This is a genomic window from Citrobacter sp. MGH 55 (assembly GCF_016906145.1).
Classification (GTDB): domain Bacteria; phylum Pseudomonadota; class Gammaproteobacteria; order Enterobacterales; family Enterobacteriaceae; genus Citrobacter_A; species Citrobacter_A amalonaticus.
The window spans coordinates 2,328,662-2,350,430 of the sequence record NZ_CP070239.1; the positions used below are offsets into that span (position 1 = coordinate 2,328,662).

Annotated in this window: 23 protein-coding genes; 18 read left to right on the top strand and 5 right to left on the bottom strand. The window is 54.1% G+C overall.

Annotated features, from left to right (window positions below):
* Positions 1-28 precede the first annotated feature (28 nt).
* Genes JTI98_RS09405 through JTI98_RS09420 form a run of 4 tightly spaced genes read left to right on the top strand, consistent with a single transcriptional unit; the run spans position 29 to position 4,503 of the window.
* Positions 29-1,483, top strand: a complete 1,455-nt coding sequence (locus tag JTI98_RS09405) for an FAD-binding oxidoreductase (protein WP_044327663.1) — start codon at positions 29-31, stop codon at positions 1,481-1,483.
* Complete coding sequence (locus JTI98_RS09410) at positions 1,480-2,892, top strand: MFS transporter (RefSeq protein ID WP_071888366.1); 1,413 nt, start codon at positions 1,480-1,482, stop codon at positions 2,890-2,892. Before JTI98_RS09405 ends, JTI98_RS09410 begins: the two co-directional genes overlap by 4 nt.
* Positions 2,870-3,652, top strand: a complete 783-nt coding sequence (locus tag JTI98_RS09415) for an electron transfer flavoprotein subunit beta/FixA family protein (protein ID WP_058587033.1) — start codon at positions 2,870-2,872, stop codon at positions 3,650-3,652. Before JTI98_RS09410 ends, JTI98_RS09415 begins: the two co-directional genes overlap by 23 nt.
* Positions 3,649-4,503 carry an electron transfer flavoprotein subunit alpha/FixB family protein gene (locus JTI98_RS09420; protein WP_054176865.1) on the top strand — a complete coding sequence of 285 codons (855 nt, stop codon included), beginning with the start codon at positions 3,649-3,651 and terminating at the stop codon, positions 4,501-4,503. The genes JTI98_RS09415 and JTI98_RS09420 overlap by 4 nt, the downstream gene beginning before the upstream one ends.
* On the opposite strand, the gene JTI98_RS09425 is transcribed toward JTI98_RS09420, so the two are convergent.
* The 4 genes from JTI98_RS09425 to queD form a co-directional block, all read right to left on the bottom strand.
* Positions 4,500-5,075 (bottom strand): glycerol-3-phosphate responsive antiterminator, encoded by a 576-nt coding sequence (locus JTI98_RS09425; protein WP_042999529.1) that lies wholly within the window; start codon positions 5,073-5,075, stop codon positions 4,500-4,502. The genes JTI98_RS09420 and JTI98_RS09425 overlap by 4 nt on opposite strands.
* Before the next feature lie 16 nt (positions 5,076-5,091).
* Entirely contained in the window at positions 5,092-5,352 is a 261-nt protein-coding gene (locus JTI98_RS09430; RefSeq protein ID WP_072044206.1) for a ferredoxin family protein, read from the bottom strand.
* Complete coding sequence (locus JTI98_RS09435) at positions 5,343-6,614, bottom strand: FAD-dependent oxidoreductase (RefSeq protein WP_054176866.1); 1,272 nt, start codon at positions 6,612-6,614, stop codon at positions 5,343-5,345. Before JTI98_RS09435 ends, JTI98_RS09430 begins: the two co-directional genes overlap by 10 nt.
* A gap of 81 nt (positions 6,615-6,695) precedes the next feature.
* Positions 6,696-7,058, bottom strand: coding sequence for a 6-carboxytetrahydropterin synthase QueD (gene queD / locus JTI98_RS09440; RefSeq protein WP_044254982.1), 363 nt, complete (start codon positions 7,056-7,058; stop codon positions 6,696-6,698).
* 304 nt (positions 7,059-7,362) lie between these two features.
* On the opposite strand from queD, the gene cysJ reads away from it, so the two are divergent.
* Genes cysJ through cysH form a run of 3 tightly spaced genes read left to right on the top strand, consistent with a single transcriptional unit; the run spans position 7,363 to position 11,667 of the window.
* Positions 7,363-9,162 carry an NADPH-dependent assimilatory sulfite reductase flavoprotein subunit gene (gene cysJ / locus JTI98_RS09445; protein WP_216082183.1) on the top strand — a complete coding sequence of 600 codons (1,800 nt, stop codon included), beginning with the start codon at positions 7,363-7,365 and terminating at the stop codon, positions 9,160-9,162.
* Complete coding sequence (gene cysI, locus JTI98_RS09450; protein WP_216082184.1) at positions 9,162-10,874, top strand: assimilatory sulfite reductase (NADPH) hemoprotein subunit; 1,713 nt, start codon at positions 9,162-9,164, stop codon at positions 10,872-10,874. Before cysJ ends, cysI begins: the two co-directional genes overlap by 1 nt.
* 58 nt (positions 10,875-10,932) lie before the next feature.
* Positions 10,933-11,667, top strand: a complete 735-nt coding sequence (gene cysH / locus JTI98_RS09455; protein ID WP_044255000.1) for a phosphoadenosine phosphosulfate reductase — start codon at positions 10,933-10,935, stop codon at positions 11,665-11,667.
* A 65-nt stretch (positions 11,668-11,732) separates the two neighbouring features.
* Here the strand turns inward: cysH and JTI98_RS09460 are convergent, their stop codons facing one another.
* Positions 11,733-12,770 (bottom strand): aminopeptidase, encoded by a 1,038-nt coding sequence (locus tag JTI98_RS09460; RefSeq protein ID WP_216082185.1) that lies wholly within the window; start codon positions 12,768-12,770, stop codon positions 11,733-11,735.
* Positions 12,771-13,043: 273 nt separating this feature from the next.
* Between JTI98_RS09460 and cysD the strand changes: the two genes are divergently transcribed.
* The 11 genes from cysD to nlpD all read left to right on the top strand — a co-directional run bounded on the left by cysD (position 13,044) and on the right by nlpD (position 21,741).
* Entirely contained in the window at positions 13,044-13,952 is a 909-nt protein-coding gene (cysD, locus tag JTI98_RS09465) for a sulfate adenylyltransferase subunit CysD (RefSeq protein WP_042322572.1), read from the top strand.
* Positions 13,953-13,961: 9 nt separating this feature from the next.
* A complete protein-coding gene (gene cysN / locus JTI98_RS09470; protein ID WP_042999536.1) occupies positions 13,962-15,389 on the top strand; it encodes a sulfate adenylyltransferase subunit CysN in 1,428 nt (475 codons plus the stop codon).
* Positions 15,389-15,994: an adenylyl-sulfate kinase gene (cysC, locus tag JTI98_RS09475; RefSeq protein ID WP_058587028.1), complete on the top strand. Its 606-nt coding sequence runs from the start codon at positions 15,389-15,391 to the stop codon at positions 15,992-15,994. Before cysN ends, cysC begins: the two co-directional genes overlap by 1 nt.
* A 46-nt stretch (positions 15,995-16,040) precedes the next feature.
* Positions 16,041-16,364 carry a DUF3561 family protein gene (locus JTI98_RS09480; protein ID WP_042999538.1) on the top strand — a complete coding sequence of 108 codons (324 nt, stop codon included), beginning with the start codon at positions 16,041-16,043 and terminating at the stop codon, positions 16,362-16,364.
* 183 nt (positions 16,365-16,547) lie between these two features.
* Positions 16,548-16,859, top strand: coding sequence for a cell division protein FtsB (ftsB, locus tag JTI98_RS09485; RefSeq protein ID WP_042288707.1), 312 nt, complete (start codon positions 16,548-16,550; stop codon positions 16,857-16,859).
* Positions 16,860-16,877: 18 nt separating this feature from the next.
* Complete coding sequence (ispD, locus tag JTI98_RS09490) at positions 16,878-17,588, top strand: 2-C-methyl-D-erythritol 4-phosphate cytidylyltransferase (protein ID WP_044329180.1); 711 nt, start codon at positions 16,878-16,880, stop codon at positions 17,586-17,588.
* The gene (gene ispF / locus JTI98_RS09495; protein ID WP_042999540.1) at positions 17,588-18,067 is read left to right on the top strand and encodes a 2-C-methyl-D-erythritol 2,4-cyclodiphosphate synthase; all 480 of its coding nucleotides are present in this window, start codon (positions 17,588-17,590) and stop codon (positions 18,065-18,067) included. The genes ispD and ispF overlap by 1 nt, the downstream gene beginning before the upstream one ends.
* Positions 18,064-19,113 carry a tRNA pseudouridine(13) synthase TruD gene (truD, locus tag JTI98_RS09500; protein WP_044268948.1) on the top strand — a complete coding sequence of 350 codons (1,050 nt, stop codon included), beginning with the start codon at positions 18,064-18,066 and terminating at the stop codon, positions 19,111-19,113. Before ispF ends, truD begins: the two co-directional genes overlap by 4 nt.
* The gene (gene surE / locus JTI98_RS09505; protein WP_042999542.1) at positions 19,094-19,855 is read left to right on the top strand and encodes a 5'/3'-nucleotidase SurE; all 762 of its coding nucleotides are present in this window, start codon (positions 19,094-19,096) and stop codon (positions 19,853-19,855) included. Before truD ends, surE begins: the two co-directional genes overlap by 20 nt.
* Positions 19,849-20,475: a protein-L-isoaspartate O-methyltransferase gene (pcm, locus tag JTI98_RS09510; RefSeq protein WP_042999543.1), complete on the top strand. Its 627-nt coding sequence runs from the start codon at positions 19,849-19,851 to the stop codon at positions 20,473-20,475. The genes surE and pcm overlap by 7 nt, the downstream gene beginning before the upstream one ends.
* A 189-nt stretch (positions 20,476-20,664) precedes the next feature.
* Entirely contained in the window at positions 20,665-21,741 is a 1,077-nt protein-coding gene (gene nlpD / locus JTI98_RS09515) for a murein hydrolase activator NlpD (RefSeq protein ID WP_371811929.1), read from the top strand.
* Positions 21,742-21,769 lie beyond the last annotated feature (28 nt).

Consider the following 21,769-nt stretch of genomic DNA (forward strand, 5'->3'; position numbering starts at 1 on the left):
CCAAGTTAATTATCAGGAAGGTATGACTATGTCTTTATCTCGAGAAGCGATTGTTGACCAGTTAAAAGAAATTGTCGGGTCCGAACGCGTAATCACCGATGAAACCGTGTTAAAGAAAAACAGTATTGACCGTTTTCGTAAATATGCGGATATTCACGGTGTTTATACGCTACCCATTCCTGCTGCCGTGGTGAAGTTGGAGTCCACAGGAGACGTTTCCCGCGTTCTGGCGTTTATGAATCAACATAAAATCAACGGAGTACCTCGCACTGGTGCCTCGGCAACGGAAGGAGGGCTGGAAACCGTAGTTAAAAATTCCGTGGTGCTGGACGGTGCTGGCATGAACCAAATCTTGAGTATCGACATTGAGAACATGCAGGCGACGGCACAGTGCGGCGTTCCGCTTGAGATTCTGGAAAACGCGCTGCGTGAAAAGGGTTATACCACCGGGCATTCTCCACAGTCTAAACCGCTGGCACAGATGGGGGGACTGGTGGCGACCCGTAGTATCGGGCAGTTCTCTACACTGTATGGTGCCATTGAGGACATGGTGGTTGGTCTGGAAGCTGTGCTGGCGGATGGCACGGTAACCCGTATTAAGAACGTGCCGCGGCGGGCGGCTGGGCCGGATATCCGCCACATTATCATCGGTAATGAAGGTGCGTTGTGCTATATCACTGAAGTTACCGTGAAAATATTTAAGTTCACGCCGGAGAACAACCTTTACTACGGTTACATTCTGGATGACATGAAAACCGGTTTTAACATCCTGCGTGAAGTGATGGTCGAAGGTTATCGTCCCTCCATTGCGCGTCTGTACGACGCAGAGGATGGCACTCAACATTTTACCCATTTTGCCGACGGCAAATGCGTGCTGATCTTTATGGCTGAGGGGAATCCTCGGATGGCAAAGGCAACGGGTGAAGGTATAGCGGAGATTGTAGCGCGTTATCCGCAGTGTACTCGCGTGGACAGTAAGCTGATTGAGCACTGGTTTAATCATCTCAACTGGGGCCCGGAAAAAGTGGCGGCTGAACGTGTACAGATCTTAAAAACGGGCAATATGGGCTTTACGACTGAGGTTTCCGGCAGTTGGAGCTGTATCCATCAAATCTATGAAAATGTGATTAATCGTATCCGCGATGAGTTCCCGCATTCGGATGACATCACCATGCTGGGTGGTCACTCTTCCCACAGTTATATCAACGGTACCAATATGTACTTCGTTTATGACTACAACGTAGTGGACTGCAAGCCAGAAGAGGAGATTGATAAGTACCATAACCCCCTTAACAAGATCATCTGCGAGGAGACGATCCGTCTCGGTGGCTCAATGGTGCATCATCACGGCATTGGTAAGCACCGTGTCCACTGGAGCAAGCTGGAACATGGGAGCGCATGGGTGCTGCTGGAAGGTCTCAAACGCCAGTTTGATCCAAACGGCATTATGAACGCGGGGACGATCTACCCGATTGAGAAATAAAGAATAAACGGCTTCTCATTCGGGAAGCCGTTACTTTACCGGACAATGAAGGGGTAGATATGAACACTTCACCGGTGCGTATGGATGATTTACCGCTTAATGGTTTTCACTGCCGTATTGCTGCACTCACGTTTGGCGCCCATCTGACTGACGGATATGTTCTGGGCGTCGTGGGTTACGCCATTATCCAGTTGACTCCTGCCATGCAGTTAACGCCGCTTATGGCCGGGATGATCGGTGGCTCGGCATTACTTGGGCTTTTTCTTGGCAGTCTGGTGTTGGGCTGGGTGTCTGATTACATCGGGCGGCAAAAGATATTTACCTTTAGTTTTGTCCTTATCACCATTGCCTCTTTTTTACAGTTTTTTGCGACGATGCCGGAGCAGCTCATCGTATTACGCATCCTGGTAGGCATTGGACTCGGGGGGGATTATTCCGTGGGGCATACCCTGCTGGCAGAGTTTTCTCCACGTCGCCATCGGGGGGTTTTGCTGGGCGCGTTCAGCGTGGTATGGACTATTGGTTACGTGCTGGCAAGTGTGATGGGGCATCATTTTATTTCTGACAGTCCGGAAGCCTGGCGTTGGCTGCTCGCCTCGGCGGCGCTGCCGGCGCTCTTGATTACACTGTTACGTTGGGGAACGCCGGAATCACCGCGTTGGCTGCTACGCCAGGGGCGCTTTACTGAAGCTCATGCTGTGGTACATCGCTATTTTGGCCCACATGTGCTGCTCGGTGATGAGATAGCCGCCGCATCCAGCAAGCATATTAAGACCCTTTTTTGTGCCCGCTATTGGCGGCGAACCGTTTTTAACAGCGTATTTTTTGTCTGTCTGGTGATCCCGTGGTTTGTTATTTATACCTGGCTGCCGACCATTGCTGAGACCCTCGGTCTTGAAAATGCACTGACAGCCAGTTTGTTACTGAACATGCTATTAATTTTCGGCGCATTGCTGGGGCTTGTATTGACGCATTTACTGGCGCACAGACGGTTCCTTCTCGGGAGTTTTCTCCTGCTTGCCGTAACGCTTATTGTGATGGCTTTTTTACCGTCTGCTAGCCCGCTGACGCTGTTGCTGTTTGTGCTGTTCAGTACAGCCATATCGGCCGTCAGTAATCTGGTGGGGATCCTGCCGGCAGAGAGTTTCCCGACGGATATTCGATCTCTGGGGGTGGGATTTGCGACGGCTATGAGCCGCCTTGGTGCGGCAATCAGTACCGGACTGTTACCCTGGACGCTGGCTCAATGGGGAATGCAAGTCACGTTGCTGCTGCTGGCTGGCGTATTACTGACAGGGTTTGTCGTGACCTGGCTATGGGCGCCTGAAACGAAAGCATTACCGTTGGTGGCAGCGGGGAACGGGGACAAAAAACAGGGAGGTGTGAATGAACATTCTGTTAGCGTTTAAGTCAGAACCGGATCCCAGCATGCTGGCGGAAAAGGACTGGCAGGCTGCGACAAAAGAGACCTGCGGGCCGGATACGTCGTTGTTGCGTTGTTCTCCGGGGGCAGATGAGCAGGCGGCTGCCGCGTTGTTGTTAGCCCAACGCCATAAAGGGTGTGAGATGAAGTTGACAGCACTCAGTATTGGTGATGAACGTTCGCTACACTGGTTGCGCTATTTTATCGCGCTGGGTTTTGACCGGTCCGTGTTGTTAGAGACAAAAGGCGATTTGCGCTTTGCGCCGGAATTTATCGCCAGGCAGATTGCAGACTGGCAGCGTAAGCACAATGCTGACGTGATCGTGACAGGCTGCCAGAGTAGTGAAGGGCAGAACGGGCAGACACCGTTTCTGGTGGCTGAAATGCTGGCGTGGCCTTGCTTTACCATGGTTGAGCGTTTTACGTTTGAACCACCTTTTATTGTCCTTGAGCAGAGAACCGCGACTCGCGTTCGCCGATGTCGGGTACGGCTTCCTGCGGTGATTGCGGTCAGACAATGCGGTGAGGTTGCGCTCCCCGTACCGGGTATGCGTCAGCGTCTGGCGGCAGCAAAAGCCGAAATAATTCGTCAGACAATCTCTTGCGATGAAGTACCTGTCAGGGAGTGTCAGTTGTTGACGCGACCGGAACAATGCCGTCGCGCTACCCTTATTGACGGTGCAACGGCACAGGAAAAAGCAGGGATTTTGTGGCAAGACTACTTACGCCAAAGGATGAAACCATGAAGATAGTGATGGTGTCGGCGTCTGGCGAATGCGGCGCATTGACTGACTGGATCATTGAAAATGGACCAGGTTCGGCAGAACTAGAGCGTTGGATTATCGATCCGGTGCCGGATGTCGCAGATCAGGTACTGGATACACTGGAAGCCCAGTGGTTACTGACACCTGCCGATGTCCTGGTCTTTGCAGCCAGTCCACTTGGCGATGAGTTGGCAACACGACTGGCCTGGCGACTGGGGGGCGGCAGTATTTGTCAGGTGAGAACGCTGGATGCGCAACAAGGTCTGGTCACTAAATCCCACTGGGGCAATGCGTTAAACGCTACGTTGAAAATTGCCGCATCCCCGTTATGTTTATCACTGGCGCGACAGGCTGAAGAGCGCGTTTCGCATGATCCTCTGCCCACCATGATTGAACGCCAGCTTGAGCTTATGGCGCGTCCGGGCTGGCTGGAAACGGTGGAAACCATAGAAAAGGTCAGCACTCATCCTCTGTTACAGGCTCAATACGTGCTGGTTGTCGGTCAGGGAAACCGTGACGTGAACGAAAAGGCCATTTTCGCTCTGGCACAGTCGATGAAAGCCGAAGTAGGGTACAGCCGCGCGCGGGTGATGAATGGCGGGTATGACGCTGAACGTGTGATTGGGATCTCCGGGCATTTACTCTCACCGGATGTCTGTATTATCTCGGGGGCCTCTGGTGCGGCGGCGTTGATGGCCGGAGTTCGCCACAGCCAGTTTGTCGTGGCGATAAATAGTGATCCCAATGCCCCGGTTTTCTTCCAGGCTGATGTCGGCGTTGTCGATGACTGGCTACCGGTGCTGGAAGCGTTGGCAGCCTTCGCCGAAACCTAATTCAGCTTTTTGGCTAACGTCCAGACATCGGTGTTAGTGGTGGAAAGCGCCGCAACTCCTGCTTTCATCGCATTGCGGGCATCTTCTTCATCACATACCAGGCCACCGGCAATCAGCGGCTGGCGTATTTTTTCCGTTACCCATCCCAGCACTTTTGGCATGCACCCCGGCAGAATTTCAATACAGTCCGGGTTTGATTGTGCCACCTGTTTATCGATGCTATGAAAAGAGATGGAGTCAACGATAAACAGGCGATGGATGCAGAAAAAACCCTCCGCCCGTGCAGCTTTCAGCATTGCCGCTTTAGTACTGATGATTCCGTCCGCTTCGGTAACCAGTTTCAGAAACTGAATGACCACCTCTTTATTTGATGCCCCTTCCAGCAGGTCTACGTGGATAAATGCGTATTTCCCGGCGTTCTTAATTTTCTTCACGATGTTACTGATAGTACAGATGTTGCCGTACAGAACAGAAATGAACTGACATTCAGAATCGATGGCGAGTTGCAGACTGGCGTTGTCTTTTACGGCGGCAATTACTGGATTCTGTCGGAGCAGGTGTAACAGAGGCATAGATTATCCTTATTATTTAACCAAAGCGGTAAATGATGCCAAAACCCGACGGTGGGTAGCGCCACTGTTGTAGCGTTTTTTCATCACACAGAAGTCGACAGGTTCCGCATTCCAGACAACCACGAAAATCGACCCGCAGTTCTCCTTCCGGCGTAAGGGAAAAAAGTCCTGCCGGGCAAGATGTGATCAGCCGTTCTGCAACGTCGCGATCGACACGGTTAGCAGGAACAATAGGAGACATGCCGGGAGGATGCCAGACGTTGTGGGCTAGAGGCATCGTAAGCTCCTGATAATATCGCCTGCCAGGTGACGCAGGCCGTGACGACGAAAATGACGCCAGACAATCTGGCGCAGAGGGGCGACCGGGCGCTCGCCCTGGTGCCAAATCTCACGAGAAATATCGTCCATCAGCGCGGGCCACTGGTTATACCATCCCTGACGCTGCAATAGCGTGGGCATCTCGCGATAGCGGTGCATAACGTCCCACAACAGACTACGTTGAATAGCGTGATGATAGGCTGGAAACAGGTTTTGCGGCGCGCATTTCAGACAAGCGTTGATGAGTGTTTGGGAGGCGGCCTGCGCGCCGATGAGTGCCATATCCATCCCGCGTACGGAGAAACCCGTATTGACGCAACTGCGCAGCGCATCTCCCACTAACAGCCAGCCTTCTCCCGCGTACTGCACGGGCAGGCTGTGTAATCCCCCTTCCGGCACCAGATGCGCGCCATACTCCAGCGTTTCACTCCCTTTGAGCAACGGATGTAGCGCCGGATGCAATTTGAGCCTTTCCAGCAGTTCGACTGCCGGTATGTCGCTTTGAGCAAGCGTAGAGAGCGGACATACAACACCAAAAGAGAGCGTTTCTTTATTGGTGTAAAGAAACGCACCGCCGGGCAGAGCGCCACACACTTCTCCACTGAACAGCATTGCGGCGCCTTCTTGTGCAGATAACCGGAAACGCTCTTCAAGAATCTGTTGATCCAGCGCCAGGGTCTCTTTCATTCCCAGCGCCATTGCGGTTGTTGATGGTCGTGGCTGAAAACCATAGCGTTCAGCCAGAACACTATTTGCCCCTTCCGCGAGAACGACATAACGGCCGCGAAGCGTTTCATCATCGGCAATGACGCCGCAGACTCTACCCGCTTCAATAAGTAACGCATCAACCGTTATGCCGCTGACAAATTGCACACCTTCCGCTTCCGCCTGGGCGACGAACCACGGATCGAAACGGGCACGTAGTAAACTCCACGAATCTCCCTCCGGACGAAGACTGGTGTAGGTTGTCGCACCGTGACGAGTTAAAAGCGTGAGATTTTCCTGGGTAATGCGGCGTTCAAGTGGGGCTGACAGATGGGCATCGGGAAGGAGTTCGGTAAGAGCATGACAGTACAGACGTCCACCCGAAAGGTTTTTACTGCCAGGTAACTCGCCGCGTTCAAGAAGCAGAACCGATAGTCCGGCGCGTGCACAGCGTAAAGCACACGCGGTGCCTGCTATTCCTGCACCGATGATAATAATATCAAAATCGTCAGACATATCGTGCTCCAGATATCCAGAGCACATAACCCTAACAGAATGTTAGTTAAAGAATATTGACCCTCAGCACATCCGCTGGAATCACTCGCCGCGATAGACACAGCCCGCCGTACAGGTCTCTTTCACCATCACCGCGCTCAGCAGAGGAACTGCCGGTTTGACCTGATCCCAAATCCATTTCGCCAGTACTTCGCTGGTCGGGTTTTCCAGACCGGGAATATCGTTCAGGTAGTAATGATCAAGCCTGTCATACGTCGGCTTAAATGCGGCTTTTAACTCGGCAAAATCCATGATCCAACCGGTATGCGGGCAGACTTCACCGGTAATTTCAAGACGCACCATAAATGAGTGACCATGCAGGCGGCCACATTTATGCCCTTCCGGTACGTGTGGCAGGCGGTGAGCGGCTTCGAAGGTGAAATCTTTAAACAAGGTGGTGGACATTATTGACTCTCAAGAATGCAAAAAACGCCGTAGGGTACCGTAAAGTACAATTTTTAGCATTAGTTAAAAGGGCGCTGAGCAGCAGAATGCCACATATAGATGGCAAATATTAAATAATCATTTATATATCATGTGGTTATTTAATCGTTTTTGTCGTTAATAACTATAGCTAAAACAGGTTAGTTCATTTGGTTATTTGTTATTTCCATCCCTTCTTTAATTGTTACTATCACCGCCGTTACCCTTATCTTCAGTTTGGGTTTTATTGCTTAAATCCGCTTTGCTTACTGGAACATAACGACGCATGACGACACAGGCCCCACCTTCCGCTTTGCTTCCGCTGAACCCGGAGCAGCTGGCACGCCTCCAGGCGGCCACCACCGATCTTACGCCCACGCAGCTTGCATGGGTTTCTGGCTATTTCTGGGGTACGCTGAATCAGCAACCTGGCGCAGCCGTTGCAACACCCGCTCCCGTGGCGGAAATGCCGGGCATCACGCTAATCTCTGCATCACAAACGGGCAATGCGCGTCGTGTGGCGGAAGCGCTGCGTGATGATCTGTTGGCAGCAAAACTCAGCGTCACGCTGGTTAACGCAGGCGACTACAAATTCAAACAAATCGCCAATGAAAAGTTGCTGGTTATCGTCACGTCTACGCAGGGAGAAGGCGAACCCCCGGAAGAAGCGGTCGCGCTGCATAAGTTCCTGTTCTCTAAAAAAGCGCCCAAGCTCGAAAACACCGCCTTTGCCATTTTTGGTCTGGGTGACACGTCATATGAATTTTTCTGCCAGTCGGGCAAAGATTTTGACAGCAAGCTGGCGGAACTCGGCGGTGAGCGTTTGTTGGATCGCGTTGACGCCGATGTGGAATACCAGGCCGCCGCCGCCGAATGGCGTGCTCGTGTGGTTGAGGTGTTGAAATCACGAGCGCCGGTTGCGACACCGGCTCAGGCGGTTGCCAGCGGAGCGGTAAATGAGATCCACACCAGCCCGTATACCAAAGAAGCGCCGCTGAGCGCCACGTTGTCCGTGAATCAAAAAATCACCGGACGCGATTCAGAGAAAGATGTTCGCCATATTGAAATCGATCTCGGTGATTCGGGTCTGCGCTACCAGCCTGGCGATGCGCTGGGTGTCTGGTATCAAAACGATCCGGCGCTGGTGAAAGAAATCGTAGAACTGGTCTGGCTGAAAGGCGATGAGCCCGTTACGGCCAATGGCAAATCTCTCCCGCTGTCCGAAGCGCTACAGTGGCATGTTGAACTGACCGTAAATACCGCCAATATCGTTGAAAACTATGCCACCTTAACGCGCAGTGAATCGTTGTTGCCGCTGGTCGGCGATAAGGCACAGTTGCAGCATTACGCCACCACGACGCCTGTTGTCGATATGCTGCGCTTCTCGCCCGCACAACTGGATGCACAAGCGTTAGTCGATCTGTTGCGTCCGTTAACCCCGCGTCTGTACTCCATTGCGTCTTCACAGGCCGAAGTGGAGAGCGAAGTGCACATCACCGTGGGGGCGGTGCGTTATGAAGTGGAAGGCCGCGCGCGTGCCGGTGGCGCATCCAGCTTCCTCGCCGATCGCGTCGAAGAAGATGGCGAAGTGCGTGTGTTCATCGAACATAACGATAACTTCCGTCTGCCGACGAATCCTGAAACCCCGGTGATCATGATTGGTCCGGGGACAGGCATCGCGCCGTTCCGCGCTTTCATGCAGCAGCGCGCTGCCGAGGGAGCATCAGGCAAGAACTGGCTGTTCTTTGGCAACCCGCACTTTACCGAAGATTTCCTCTACCAGGTGGAATGGCAGCGTTACGTCAAAGAAGGCGTACTGAGCCGCATCGATCTGGCCTGGTCACGAGACCAAAAAGAAAAAGTTTACGTCCAAGACAAACTGCGCGAACAGGGCGCAGAACTGTGGCGCTGGATCAATGACGGTGCCCACGTTTATGTCTGCGGCGACGCCAATCGCATGGCGAAAGACGTTGAGCAGGCATTGCTGGACGTGATTGCTGAATTCGGCGCGATGGACGCGGAGTCAGCGGATGAATTTTTAAGTGAGCTGCGCGTTGAGCGCCGTTATCAGCGAGATGTCTACTAATGAGCGAAAAACATCCAGGGCCCCTGGTGGTCGAAGGTAAACTGGCAGACGCCGAGCGCATGAAGCTGGAAAGCAACTATCTGCGCGGCACCATTGCTGAAGATTTAAATGACGGTCTCACCGGCGGTTTTAAAGGTGACAACTTCCTGCTGATCCGTTTTCACGGAATGTACCAGCAGGATGACCGCGATATCCGCGCCGAGCGTGCCGAGCAGAAGCTGGAGCCGCGTCACGCGATGTTGCTTCGCTGCCGTCTGCCGGGGGGCGTTATCACCACCAAACAGTGGCAGGCGATTGATAAGTTTGCCCATGACAACACCCTTTACGGCAGTATTCGCCTGACCAACCGCCAGACGTTTCAGTTTCACGGGATTCTGAAGAAGAACGTGAAGCCGGTGCACCAGATGCTGCACTCCGTGGGGCTGGACGCGCTGGCGACAGCCAATGATATGAACCGTAACGTGCTGTGCACCTCGAACCCGTATGAGTCTGAGCTGCATGCCGAAGCCTACGAGTGGGCAAAGAAGATCTCCGAGCACCTGCTGCCGCGCACGCGCGCTTATGCGGAGATTTGGCTCGATCAGGAAAAAGTCGCGACCACGGACGAGGAGCCGATCCTCGGTCAGACTTATCTGCCGCGTAAGTTTAAAACCACGGTCGTGATCCCACCGCAGAACGACATCGATCTGCACGCCAACGACATGAACTTCGTGGCGATTGCCGAAAACGGCAAGCTAATTGGCTTTAACCTGCTGGTGGGTGGCGGTCTTTCTATCGAGCACGGTAACAAGAAAACCTATGCCCGTACGGCCAGCGAATTTGGCTATCTGCCGCTCGAGCACACGCTGGCCGTGGCGGAGGCGGTGGTCACCACCCAGCGCGACTGGGGAAACCGTACCGATCGTAAAAATGCGAAAACCAAATACACGCTGGAACGCGTAGGGGTTGAGACGTTCAAAGCGGAAGTGGAACGTCGTGCAGGCATTAAATTTGAGCCGATTCGTCCGTATGAATTCACCGGGCGCGGCGATCGGATTGGCTGGGTGAAAGGCATCGACAATAAATGGCATCTGACGCTGTTTATCGAAAATGGCCGTATTCTCGATTATCCGGGACGTCCGCTGAAAACGGGTCTGCTGGAGATTTCGAAAATCCATAAAGGCGAGTTCCGTATTACTGCGAATCAGAATCTGATCATCGCTGGCGTACCGGAAAGCCAGAAAGCGAAGATAGAGAAGATCGCGCAAGAGAGCGGTCTGATGAACACCGTGACGCCACAGCGTGAAAACTCCATGGCCTGCGTGTCGTTCCCGACCTGTCCGCTGGCGATGGCGGAGGCCGAACGTTTCCTGCCGACGTTTATCGACAAGATTGATGGCCTGATGGCGAAGCATAACGTGAGCGATGAACACATCGTTATGCGTGTAACAGGCTGCCCGAACGGCTGCGGTCGCGCGATGCTGGCGGAAGTCGGTCTGGTCGGGAAAGCGCCTGGCCGCTATAACCTGCATCTCGGCGGTAACCGAATCGGCACGCGTATCCCGCGGATGTTTAAAGAGAATATCACCGAACCAGAAATACTCGACTCGCTGGACGAACTGATTGGGCGCTGGGCGAAAGAGCGCGAAGCGGGTGAAGGCTTCGGCGACTTTACGGTGCGTGCGGGCATTATTCGCCCGGTGCTCGATCCCGCACGGGATTTCTGGGAATAACCCATCCTTTGCCGGGCAAACGCAGTGCCACCCGGCAAAACAGGCAAACGAGGTTCTTATGTCCGTACTCGATCTAAACGCGCTTAATGCATTGCCGAAGGTAGAGCGTGTGATGGCGCTGGCTGAAACCAACAGCCAACTGGAAAAACGTGACGCTGAGGGGCGTGTGGCGTGGGCGCTGGAGAATTTGCCTGGCGAATACGTCCTCTCATCAAGCTTTGGGATTCAGGCGGCAGTCAGCCTGCATCTGGTCAATCAGATCCGCCCGGATATCCCGGTGATCCTGACCGATACCGGCTATCTGTTCCCGGAAACTTACCAGTTTATTGATGAGTTAACGGACAAACTCAGGTTGAACCTGAAGGTCTACCGGGCGAATGAAAGCCCCGCCTGGCAGGAAGCGCGCTACGGTAAGCTGTGGGAGCAGGGCGTTGAAGGCATTGAGAAATACAATGAGATCAACAAAGTCGAACCGATGAACCGGGCGTTGCAGGAACTGAACGCGCAAACCTGGTTTGCAGGACTGCGGCGCGAACAGTCCGGCAGCCGTGCGCATCTGCCCGTGCTGGCTATCCAGCGTGGGGTCTTTAAAGTGCTGCCGATTATCGACTGGGATAACCGCACGGTTTATCAATACCTGCAAAAGCATGGGCTGAAATACCATCCGCTGTGGGATCAGGGCTATCTTTCCGTCGGCGATACGCACACCACGCGGAAATGGGAACCGGGTATGGCTGAAGAAGAAACCCGCTTCTTTGGCCTGAAGCGCGAGTGCGGATTGCACGAAGGGTGAAACAACCCCCTCCGGCAGTCTGAGAGTATGGCCGGATAAGGGCATTGCCTTATCCGGCCTTATGATTAGCTCGCTTTCGCTAATTCTTTTACGAGCGGCAGCATAATGCGCATTACGTCGCGGTTGCGATGTTCAATGCGTCCGGGCAGGGCTTTATCAATGTGCTGTTGATTATCCAGACGTACATCGTGCCAGCTATTTCCCGCCGGGAAAGAGGCGGTTTTGGCGCGCTGTTGGTAACCATCTTTCTTGCCAAGATTCCAGTTCGTTGCCTCAACGGATAGCACCGAAATTCCCGCTTTATCGAAAACCTCTGCGTCATTGCAGCAACCGGTGCCTTTGGGATAGTCCTTATTCAGGCCTGGATTAGTGGTGGCGGTAATGCCATGATGACGCGCAATCGCTAATGCCCGGTCACGGGTTAATTTACGCACGGCTTCCGGCGTGCTCTGCCCGCTATTAAAATACAGTTTGTCGCCGACGATCAGGTTATCGAGATTAATCACCAGCAGCGTGTTTTTCTTCTCCGCCGCGCTCATGCGCTTCAGCAGGTTTTCAGCCCCCAGTTTTCCCTCTTCCTCGCCGCTGGTGGCAATAAAGCGAATACCATATTCCGTCGGCACATCTTTCAGGCGTTCTGCCAGTTCGAGCATAACGCCCAGACCAGCGGCGTTGTCATCTACCCCTTGCAGAGTGAGCCCGCCAAGATTCGCGTCGGTGTCGGCGTCACTTTGCGGCGCGTAGGTGTCCAGGTGCGCCATGATAATAATCTGCTGCGGGGCTTTGCCTTCGTGGGCGGCAATAACGGTACTGCCGGTGACGTTATGCCAGTTTTTGCGGTTATTTTTGGCGGTATAAATATAGCGACTGTTGAACGTGCGGATATCACTGCGATAGCCCATCTGCTCAAACTGCTGGCGTAAATAGTCGGCAGATAACATTTCTGCCGGCGAGCCAGTCATCCTTCCCGGGAAAACGGTCGCAATATGACGGGTCTGCGTTGTCGCAAATTCGCCCGGTTTTGGCGATGACGCCTGAGCGGGGACAATAAAGCATACGCCGAGCGCCAGGAGGGCGGAAAGACGGCGCGTTGCGGAAAACATAGTGAATCCTTAATAGCCAGCGGGGGAGCCCTGAATACAAAGCAAAAATTTCAACCCATCTAGTATGAAACGGTGACTTCGCTAAAACAATTTCATTTGCTCTTAAATGCCCGAATTCCGGTGGGTTAAGCACTTTTTGATATTTGCTTTGCCAGATCGTTATTCCTTTGAGGAACTACTCATTCCAATTCGTAATTTCATTCGTTCTCTTGCGCTCCCTATAGTCGGGTTATCTGACGCGCTCGACATTCGCGGTATTGTAAAGGAACGGTTATGGACCAAAAACGACTCACCCACCTGCGACAGCTGGAGGCCGAAAGCATCCACATCATTCGCGAGGTGGCAGCAGAATTTTCGAACCCGGTGATGCTGTACTCCATCGGTAAAGATTCCAGCGTCATGCTGCATCTTGCCCGTAAGGCGTTCTACCCGGGATCGCTGCCGTTCCCGCTGCTGCATGTCGATACCGGCTGGAAGTTCCGCGAGATGTATGAATTCCGCGATCGTACTGCCAAAGCGTACGGCTGCGAGCTGCTGGTACATAAAAATCCGGAAGGTGTGGCGATGGGTATCAATCCCTTTGTCCACGGCAGCGCCAAACACACTGACATTATGAAAACCGAAGGGTTGAAGCAGGCGCTGAACAAATACGGTTTTGATGCCGCCTTTGGCGGTGCGCGCCGCGATGAAGAAAAATCGCGGGCGAAAGAGCGCATTTACTCCTTCCGCGACCGCTTTCATCGCTGGGACCCGAAAAACCAGCGTCCTGAACTGTGGCACAACTACAACGGGCAGATTAACAAAGGCGAAAGTATTCGCGTCTTCCCGCTGTCCAACTGGACGGAACAGGATATCTGGCAGTACATCTGGCTGGAAAACATCGAGATCGTCCCGCTGTATCTGGCGGCGGAGCGCCCGGTGCTGGAGCGCGACGGCATGTTGATGATGATTGATGACGATCGCATCGACCTGCAGCCTGGCGAAATGATCAAAAAACGGATGGTGCGTTTCCGTACCCTCGGCTGCTGGCCGCTGACCGGCGCCGTCGAGTCAAACGCACAAACGCTGCCGGAAATTATTGAAGAGATGCTGGTCTCGACCACCAGTGAACGTCAGGGCCGCGTGATTGACCGCGACCAGGCGGGCTCTATGGAGCTGAAGAAACGTCAGGGGTATTTCTAAGGAGCCGCCATGAACACCACACTTGCCCAACAAATCGCTAATGAAGGCGGCGTCGAAGCCTGGATGGTTGCCCAACAACATAAAAGTCTGCTGCGCTTTTTAACCTGCGGTAGCGTGGATGACGGCAAAAGCACCCTGATCGGTCGCCTGTTGCACGACACGCGGCAGATTTATGAGGATCAGCTTTCATCGTTGCATAACGACAGCAAACGTCACGGTACGCAGGGTGAAAAACTGGATCTGGCGTTGCTGGTGGATGGGCTGCAGGCCGAGCGTGAGCAGGGGATTACTATCGACGTGGCGTATCGTTATTTCTCCACTGAGAAGCGCAAATTTATCATTGCCGATACCCCAGGGCATGAGCAATACACCCGCAATATGGCGACCGGCGCGTCTACCTGCGATCTGGCGATCCTGCTGATCGACGCCCGTAAAGGCGTGCTGGATCAGACCCGTCGTCACAGCTTTATTTCTACACTGCTGGGGATCAAACACTTGGTGGTGGCGATCAACAAAATGGATCTGGTCGATTACAGCGAAGAAACCTTTGCGCGTATTCGTGAAGATTATCTGACCTTTGCCGAACAGTTGCCGGGGAATTTGGATATCCGCTTTGTCCCGCTCTCCGCGCTGGAAGGTGACAACGTCGCCTCCCAGAGCGTCAGCATGCCGTGGTACAGCGGCCCGACCTTACTTGAAGTGCTGGAGACGGTTGAGATCCAGCGCGTGGTCGACAGTCAGCCAATGCGCTTCCCGGTGCAGTACGTAAACCGTCCAAACCTCGATTTCCGCGGTTATTCCGGCACGCTGGCTTCCGGGCGCGTCAAGGTAGGGCAGCGCGTGAAAGTGCTGCCGTCCGGTGTGGAATCCAGCGTGGCGCGGATCGTCACCTTTGATGGCGATCTGGACGAAGCCTTTGCCGGGGAAGCCATTACCCTCGTCCTGAAAGACGAGATTGATATCAGCCGTGGCGATCTGCTGCTGGCGGCGGAGGAGAGTTTACCTGCCGTACAGAGCGCCGCCGTTGACGTCGTCTGGATGGCGGAACAGCCACTGGCACCGGGGCAGAGCTACGAAATCAAAATCGCTGGTAAAAAGACCCGTGCGCGCGTTGATCATGTTCAGTATCAGGTAGATATCAACAATCTGACGCAGCGTGAGGTAGACACTCTGCCGCTGAACGGTATTGGCCTGGTGAATCTGACCTTTGATGAGCCGCTGGTGCTGGATACCTATCAGCAAAACCCGGTGACCGGCGGGCTGATCTTTATCGATCGTCTGAGCAATGTCACCGTCGGTGCCGGTATGGTCCGCGAACCGATTGTGCAGGAGACCGCTACGCCATCAGAATTCAGCGCCTTTGAGCTGGAACTGAATGCGCTGGTACGTCGTCACTTCCCGCACTGGGGTGCTCGCGATCTGCTGGGAGGAAAATAATGGCGCTGCATGACGAAAACGTCGTCTGGCATGCTCATCCCGTCACGCCGCAACAGCGTGAGCAACACCACGGTCATCGTGGTGTTGTGCTGTGGTTTACCGGGCTGTCCGGGTCCGGTAAGTCGACCGTCGCCGGGGCGCTGGAAGAGGCGCTGCATCAACTGGGCGTCAGTACCTATTTGCTGGATGGCGATAACGTTCGCCACGGCCTGTGCAGCGATCTGGGGTTCAGTGATGCCGACCGAAAAGAGAACATCCGTCGCGTGGGCGAAGTCGCAAACCTGATGGTGGATGCGGGATTGGTGGTACTGACGGCGTTTATTTCTCCGCACCGTGCAGAGCGGCAAATGGTGCGCGAACGCGTCGGTGAGGGGCGCTTTATTGAAGTGTTCGTGGATACGCCACTGGAAATCTGTGAAGTCCGCGATCCAAAAGGATTATACAAAAAAGCGCGGGCTGGCGAATTGCGCAACTTCACCGGAATTGATTCCGTTTACGAAGCGCCTGAATCGCCAGAGGTTCATCTCAATGGCGAACAATTAGTAACAAATTTGGTCGCCCAATTATTAGACCTGCTCAGACAGAGCGATATTATCAGATCCTGAGACACCTGACCGCTGTGTACGGTCAGTCAAGGTTACAGGATTCACTATGCGTAATAGCCAGAACATCACACTCACAACGACAGACGCGTTTGCTACAGATGACGAAACCACCTGGTCGCTACCGGGCGCGGTGGTGGGTTTCGCGTCATGGCTGCTGGCGTTGGGGATCCCCTTTCTGGTGTATGGCCCTAACACGTTGTTTTTCTTCATCTACACCTGGCCTTTCTTCCTGGCGTTGATGCCCGTTGCGGTGGTTGTGGGTATCGCGCTGCATTCCCTGCTCAACGGCAAATTGCGCTACAGCATTGTTGCAACGCTGCTGACCGTTTGCGCAATGTTCGGCGCACTGTTTATGTGGTTGCTGGGCTAAAGCGCGACGGCTGTCCATAATTCAAACCGTAACTAACAATGAGATGATGTTCTCAGGGTTCTGGGTATACGTTATAAAGGGCAATTGTGGTACATTTGCCCGCGTTGTTGCGGCTTTCCCGTCTGCAAACGTCGTGTTGTTTGCGGAAGTATGGGAGGATGATGCCGTTTTTCAGGGGGCAGGATGGGTAAACTAACGCTGCTGTTGCTGGCTTTACTGGTCTGGCTACAGTATTCACTGTGGTTCGGTAAGAACGGCATACATGATTACAGTCGCGTCAATGATGACGTGGCGGCGCAGCAGGCGACGAACGCCAAACTTAAAGCACGTAACGATCAGCTGTTTGCCGAAATTGACGATCTCAATGGCGGTCAGGAGGCTATCGAGGAGCGTGCACGCAACGAACTCAGCATGACTAAGCCGGGCGAAACGTTTTATCGCCTGGTGCCCGACGCGTCTAAACGCGCGCAAACTGCGGGGCAAAATACTCGTTAAACCAGCCCAGGAAATCACATGGCAGCCACTTTATTGGATGTTTGCGCCGTGGTGCCGGCGGCCGGATTTGGCCGCCGTATGCAAACGGAATGTCCGAAGCAATATCTCTCGATCGGCAATAAAACCATTCTCGAACACTCGGTCTTTGCGCTGCTGGCGCATCCCCGGGTGACCCGCGTGATCATCGCAATAAGCCCTGGCGACAGCCGCTTTGCCCAGCTCCCTCTGGCGCAGCATCCGCAAATTACCGTCGTGGACGGGGGAAATGAACGTGCAGACTCTGTGCTGGCCGGATTGCAGGCCGCCGGAGACGCCGAATGGGTGCTGGTGCATGATGCGGCGCGTCCCTGCTTACATCAGGATGATTTAGCACGTCTGCTGGCGCTTAGCGAAACCAGTCGTACTGGCGGGATCCTTGCCGCACCGGTGCGCGACACGATGAAACGCGCAGAGCCGGGCAAAACCGCCATCGCCCATACGGTCGAACGTAACGATTTATGGCACGCGCTGACGCCGCAATTTTTCCCTCGCGAGCTGCTGCATGACTGCCTGACACGCGCACTGAATGAAGGGGCGACGATCACCGATGAAGCCTCGGCGCTGGAATATTGCGGCTTCCATCCACAGCTTGTTGAAGGACGGGCTGATAATATCAAAGTAACCCGTCCGGAAGATTTAGCGCTGGCTGAATTTTACCTGACCCAAATAATTCACCAGGAGAAAGCATAATGCGAATCGGACACGGTTTTGACGTACACGCCTTTGGCGGGGAAGGCCCCATTATCGTTGGTGGTGTGCGTATTCCCTATGAAAAGGGGCTGCTGGCGCATTCTGATGGCGATGTCGCGCTGCATGCGCTCACCGACGCGCTGCTTGGCGCGGCGGCACTGGGTGACATTGGCAAGCTGTTTCCGGATACCGATCCGGCGTTTAAAGGCGCAGACAGCCGTGAGCTGTTGCGTGAAGCCTGGCGTCGGATCCAGGCAAAAGGATACACCCTGGGCAACGTCGATGTGACCATTATTGCTCAGGCGCCGAAGATGCTGCCGCACATCCCGCAAATGCGAGTGTTTATTGCTGAAGACCTCGGTTGTCACATGGATGATGTGAACGTGAAGGCCACCACCACGGAAAAACTCGGTTTTACCGGGCGTGGGGAAGGGATTGCCTGCGAAGCGGTGGCGTTACTCATTAAGGCCGCGAAATGACAGAGTTTGAAAATCTCACTTATCTCCACGGTAAGCCGCAAGGCTTCGGTCTGCTGAAAGCCAGTCCGGAAGATTTTGTGGTGGTCGAAGATTTAGGTTTCGAACCCGATGGCGAAGGTGAACACATTCTGGTGCGTATTCTTAAAAACGGCTGCAACACCCGTTTTGTGGCTGACGCGCTGGCGAAGTTTCTGAAAATTCATGCCCGTGAAGTGAGTTTTGCCGGGCAAAAGGATAAGCATGCGGTCACCGAACAGTGGCTGTGCGCGCGCGTACCAGGCAAAGAGATGCCCGACCTGAGCGCTTTCCAGCTTGAAGGTTGCAAGGTGCTGGAATATGCGCGTCACAAACGCAAGCTACGTTTAGGCGCGCTGAAAGGCAATGCGTTCACGCTGGTGCTACGGGAAATCAGTCATCGTGATGAAGTGGAATCCCGTCTGCAAGCGATAAACGCTGGCGGCGTACCGAACTATTTCGGCGCTCAGCGTTTTGGTATCGGCGGCAGCAATCTGCAAGGTGCGCTGCGCTGGGCGCAAAGCGATGCACCGGTCAGGGATCGCAATAAACGCAGTTTTTGGTTGTCGGCGGCCCGCAGTGCGTTGTTTAATCAAATTGTCAGCGAGCGTCTGAAAAAAACAGACTTTAATCAAGTTGTTGACGGCGATGCGCTACAATTAGCGGGACGCGGAAGCTGGTTTGTCGCCACGCAAGAAGAACGGGCGGAATTACAGCATCGTGTCGATGAAAAAGAACTGATGGTGACGGCTTCGCTTCCCGGCAGCGGCGAGTGGGGAACCCAGCGGGATGCGCTGGCGTTCGAACAGTCCGCGATTGCCGAGGAGACCGCGTTGCAGTCGCTGCTGCTGCGTGAAAAAGTTGAGGCGTCGCGAAGAGCGATGCTGCTCTATCCGCAGCAATTAAGCTGGAACTGGTGGGATGATGTCACCGTCGAGTTACGTTTTTGGCTGCCGGCGGGGAGCTTCGCCACCAGCGTTGTGAGGGAACTGATCAACACAATGGGTGATTATGCGCATATTGCTGAGTAACGATGATGGGGTCCACGCGCCCGGTATACAAACGCTGGCGAAAGCCCTGCGGGAGTTTGCTGATGTACAGGTCGTCGCCCCGGATCGGAACCGCAGTGGTGCGTCAAATTCGCTGACGCTTGAATCCTCTCTCCGGACGTTTACTTTCGAGAACGGCGATATCGCCGTGCAGATGGGCACACCCACTGACTGCGTATACTTGGGCGTCAATGCACTCATGCGCCCGCGTCCGGACATCGTGGTCTCGGGAATTAATGCCGGCCCCAACCTGGGGGATGACGTTATCTATTCCGGCACCGTCGCGGCGGCAATGGAAGGGCGACATCTTGGCTTTCCGGCGCTTGCCGTGTCGTTAGACGGGCACCAGCATTATGAGACCGCAGCGGCCATCACCTGTCGGATCTTACGCGCCCTGCGGCGTGAACCGCTGCGTACCGGGCGGATCCTCAATATCAACGTGCCCGATTTACCGTTGGAGCAGATCAAAGGCATTCGCGTGACGCGTTGCGGCAGTCGTCATCCCGCAGACAAAGTGATCCCACAGGAAGATCCGCGCGGCAACACGCTGTACTGGATTGGCCCACCGGGCGACAAATGCGACGCCGGGCCTGATACCGATTTTGCGGCAGTGGACGACGGTTACGTGTCCATTACGCCGTTGCATGTAGATTTAACCGCGCACAGCGCGCATGATGTGGTTTCCGACTGGTTAGAGAGCGTGGGAGTTGGCACGCAATGGTAAGCAGACGCGTACAAACGCTTCTTGATCAACTGCGCGCACAGGGGATTCGCGATGAGCAGGTGCTTAATGCCCTGGCCGCGGTGCCGCGTGAGAAATTTATTGATGAAGCGTTTGAACATAAAGCCTGGGACAATATCGCGTTGCCGATAGGTCAGGGGCAGACGATTTCGCAGCCGTATATGGTGGCGCGAATGACCGAACTCCTCGAACTGACGCCGCAGTCGCGGGTGCTGGAAATTGGCACGGGTTCCGGGTATCAGACGGCGATACTGGCGCACCTGGTACAGCAGGTTTGTTCCGTCGAACGTATTAAAAGTTTGCAATGGCAGGCGCGTCGCCGCCTGAAACAACTCGATTTACACAATGTTTCAACTCGTCACGGTGATGGTTGGCAAGGCTGGCAGGCACGCGCGCCATTTGACGCTATTATTGTGACGGCAGCACCGCCGGAAATCCCGACCGCGTTGATGACGCAACTGGATGAAGGTGGCATTCTCGTCTTGCCCGTGGGTGACGAGCATCAGTTTCTGAAACGGGTGCGTCGTCGGGGCGGCGAATTTATTATCGACACCGTGGAGGCGGTACGTTTTGTTCCCTTAGTTAAAGGGGAACTCGCGTAAAAAGCGGTTCCGAATACCTGGAATTTTCCTGGAGTTTTTGGAACTGGTCAGCGTATCGTGGTCACATTTTCCAGTGCCCATTTGCTGTCTGCACGATTATACGTCACTGGTTGTTAACCAATTTTTCCTGGGGGATAAATGAGCGCGGGAAGCCCAAAATTCACCGTTAGCCGCATTGCGGCACTGTCACTGGTTTCGCTATGGCTGGCGGGTTGTTCAAATTCATCGAATCCACCTGCGCCGGTAAGCTCAGTCAATGGTAATGCTCCGACGAATACCAGTTCTGGCATGCTGATTACGCCGCCGCCGAAGATGGGGACGACGACGTCCGCTCCGCAGACACCGCAAATTCAACCGGTGCAACGTCCGACGACACAACCGACGCATGTTCAGCCCGTCGCCGAGCAACCCGTGCAGATGGAAAACGGACGTATTGTCTACAATCGCCAGTATGGGAATATTCCGAAAGGTAGCTACAGCGGTGGCAGTACGTACACCGTTAAAAAAGGCGATACGCTTTTTTATATCGCCTGGATCACCGGGAACGATTTTCGTGACCTGGCGCAACGCAACAACGTTCAGGCCCCGTATGCTCTGAATGTCGGACAAACGCTGCAGGTGGGTAACGCATCGGGTGCGCCAATTACCGGCGGTAATGCGATAACTCAGGCCGACGCGGCAGAGCAAGGAGTTGTGACCAGACCTGCACAAAATTCCGCCATCGCTGTTGCGTCGAAACCGACAATTACGTATTCTGAGGATTCAGGTGAACAAAGTGCTAACAAAATGTTGCCGAACAACAAGCCTGCTGGGACTGTGGTCACAGCACCTGTAACGGCTCCAGCAGTTAGCGCAACCGAATCGACAGCAAGCAGTTCGTCTACCAGTTCGCCAATCTCCACATGGCGCTGGCCGACTGACGGCAAAGTGATCGAGAACTTTGGGGCTTCCGAGGGGGGCAATAAAGGGATCGACATTGCAGGCAGTAAGGGACAGGCTATTATCGCGACCGCCGATGGGCGCGTGGTCTATGCCGGTAACGCACTGCGCGGTTACGGTAATCTTATTATCATCAAACACAACGATGATTACCTGAGTGCCTACGCTCATAACGATACAATGCTGGTCCAGGAACAACAAGAAGTGAAGGCAGGACAAAAAATAGCGACGATGGGTAGCACCGGAACCAGTTCTACACGTTTGCATTTTGAAATTCGTTACAAGGGGAAATCCGTAAACCCGCTGCGTTATTTACCGCAGCGATAAAGCGACGGAACCAGGCTGACACTTGCTA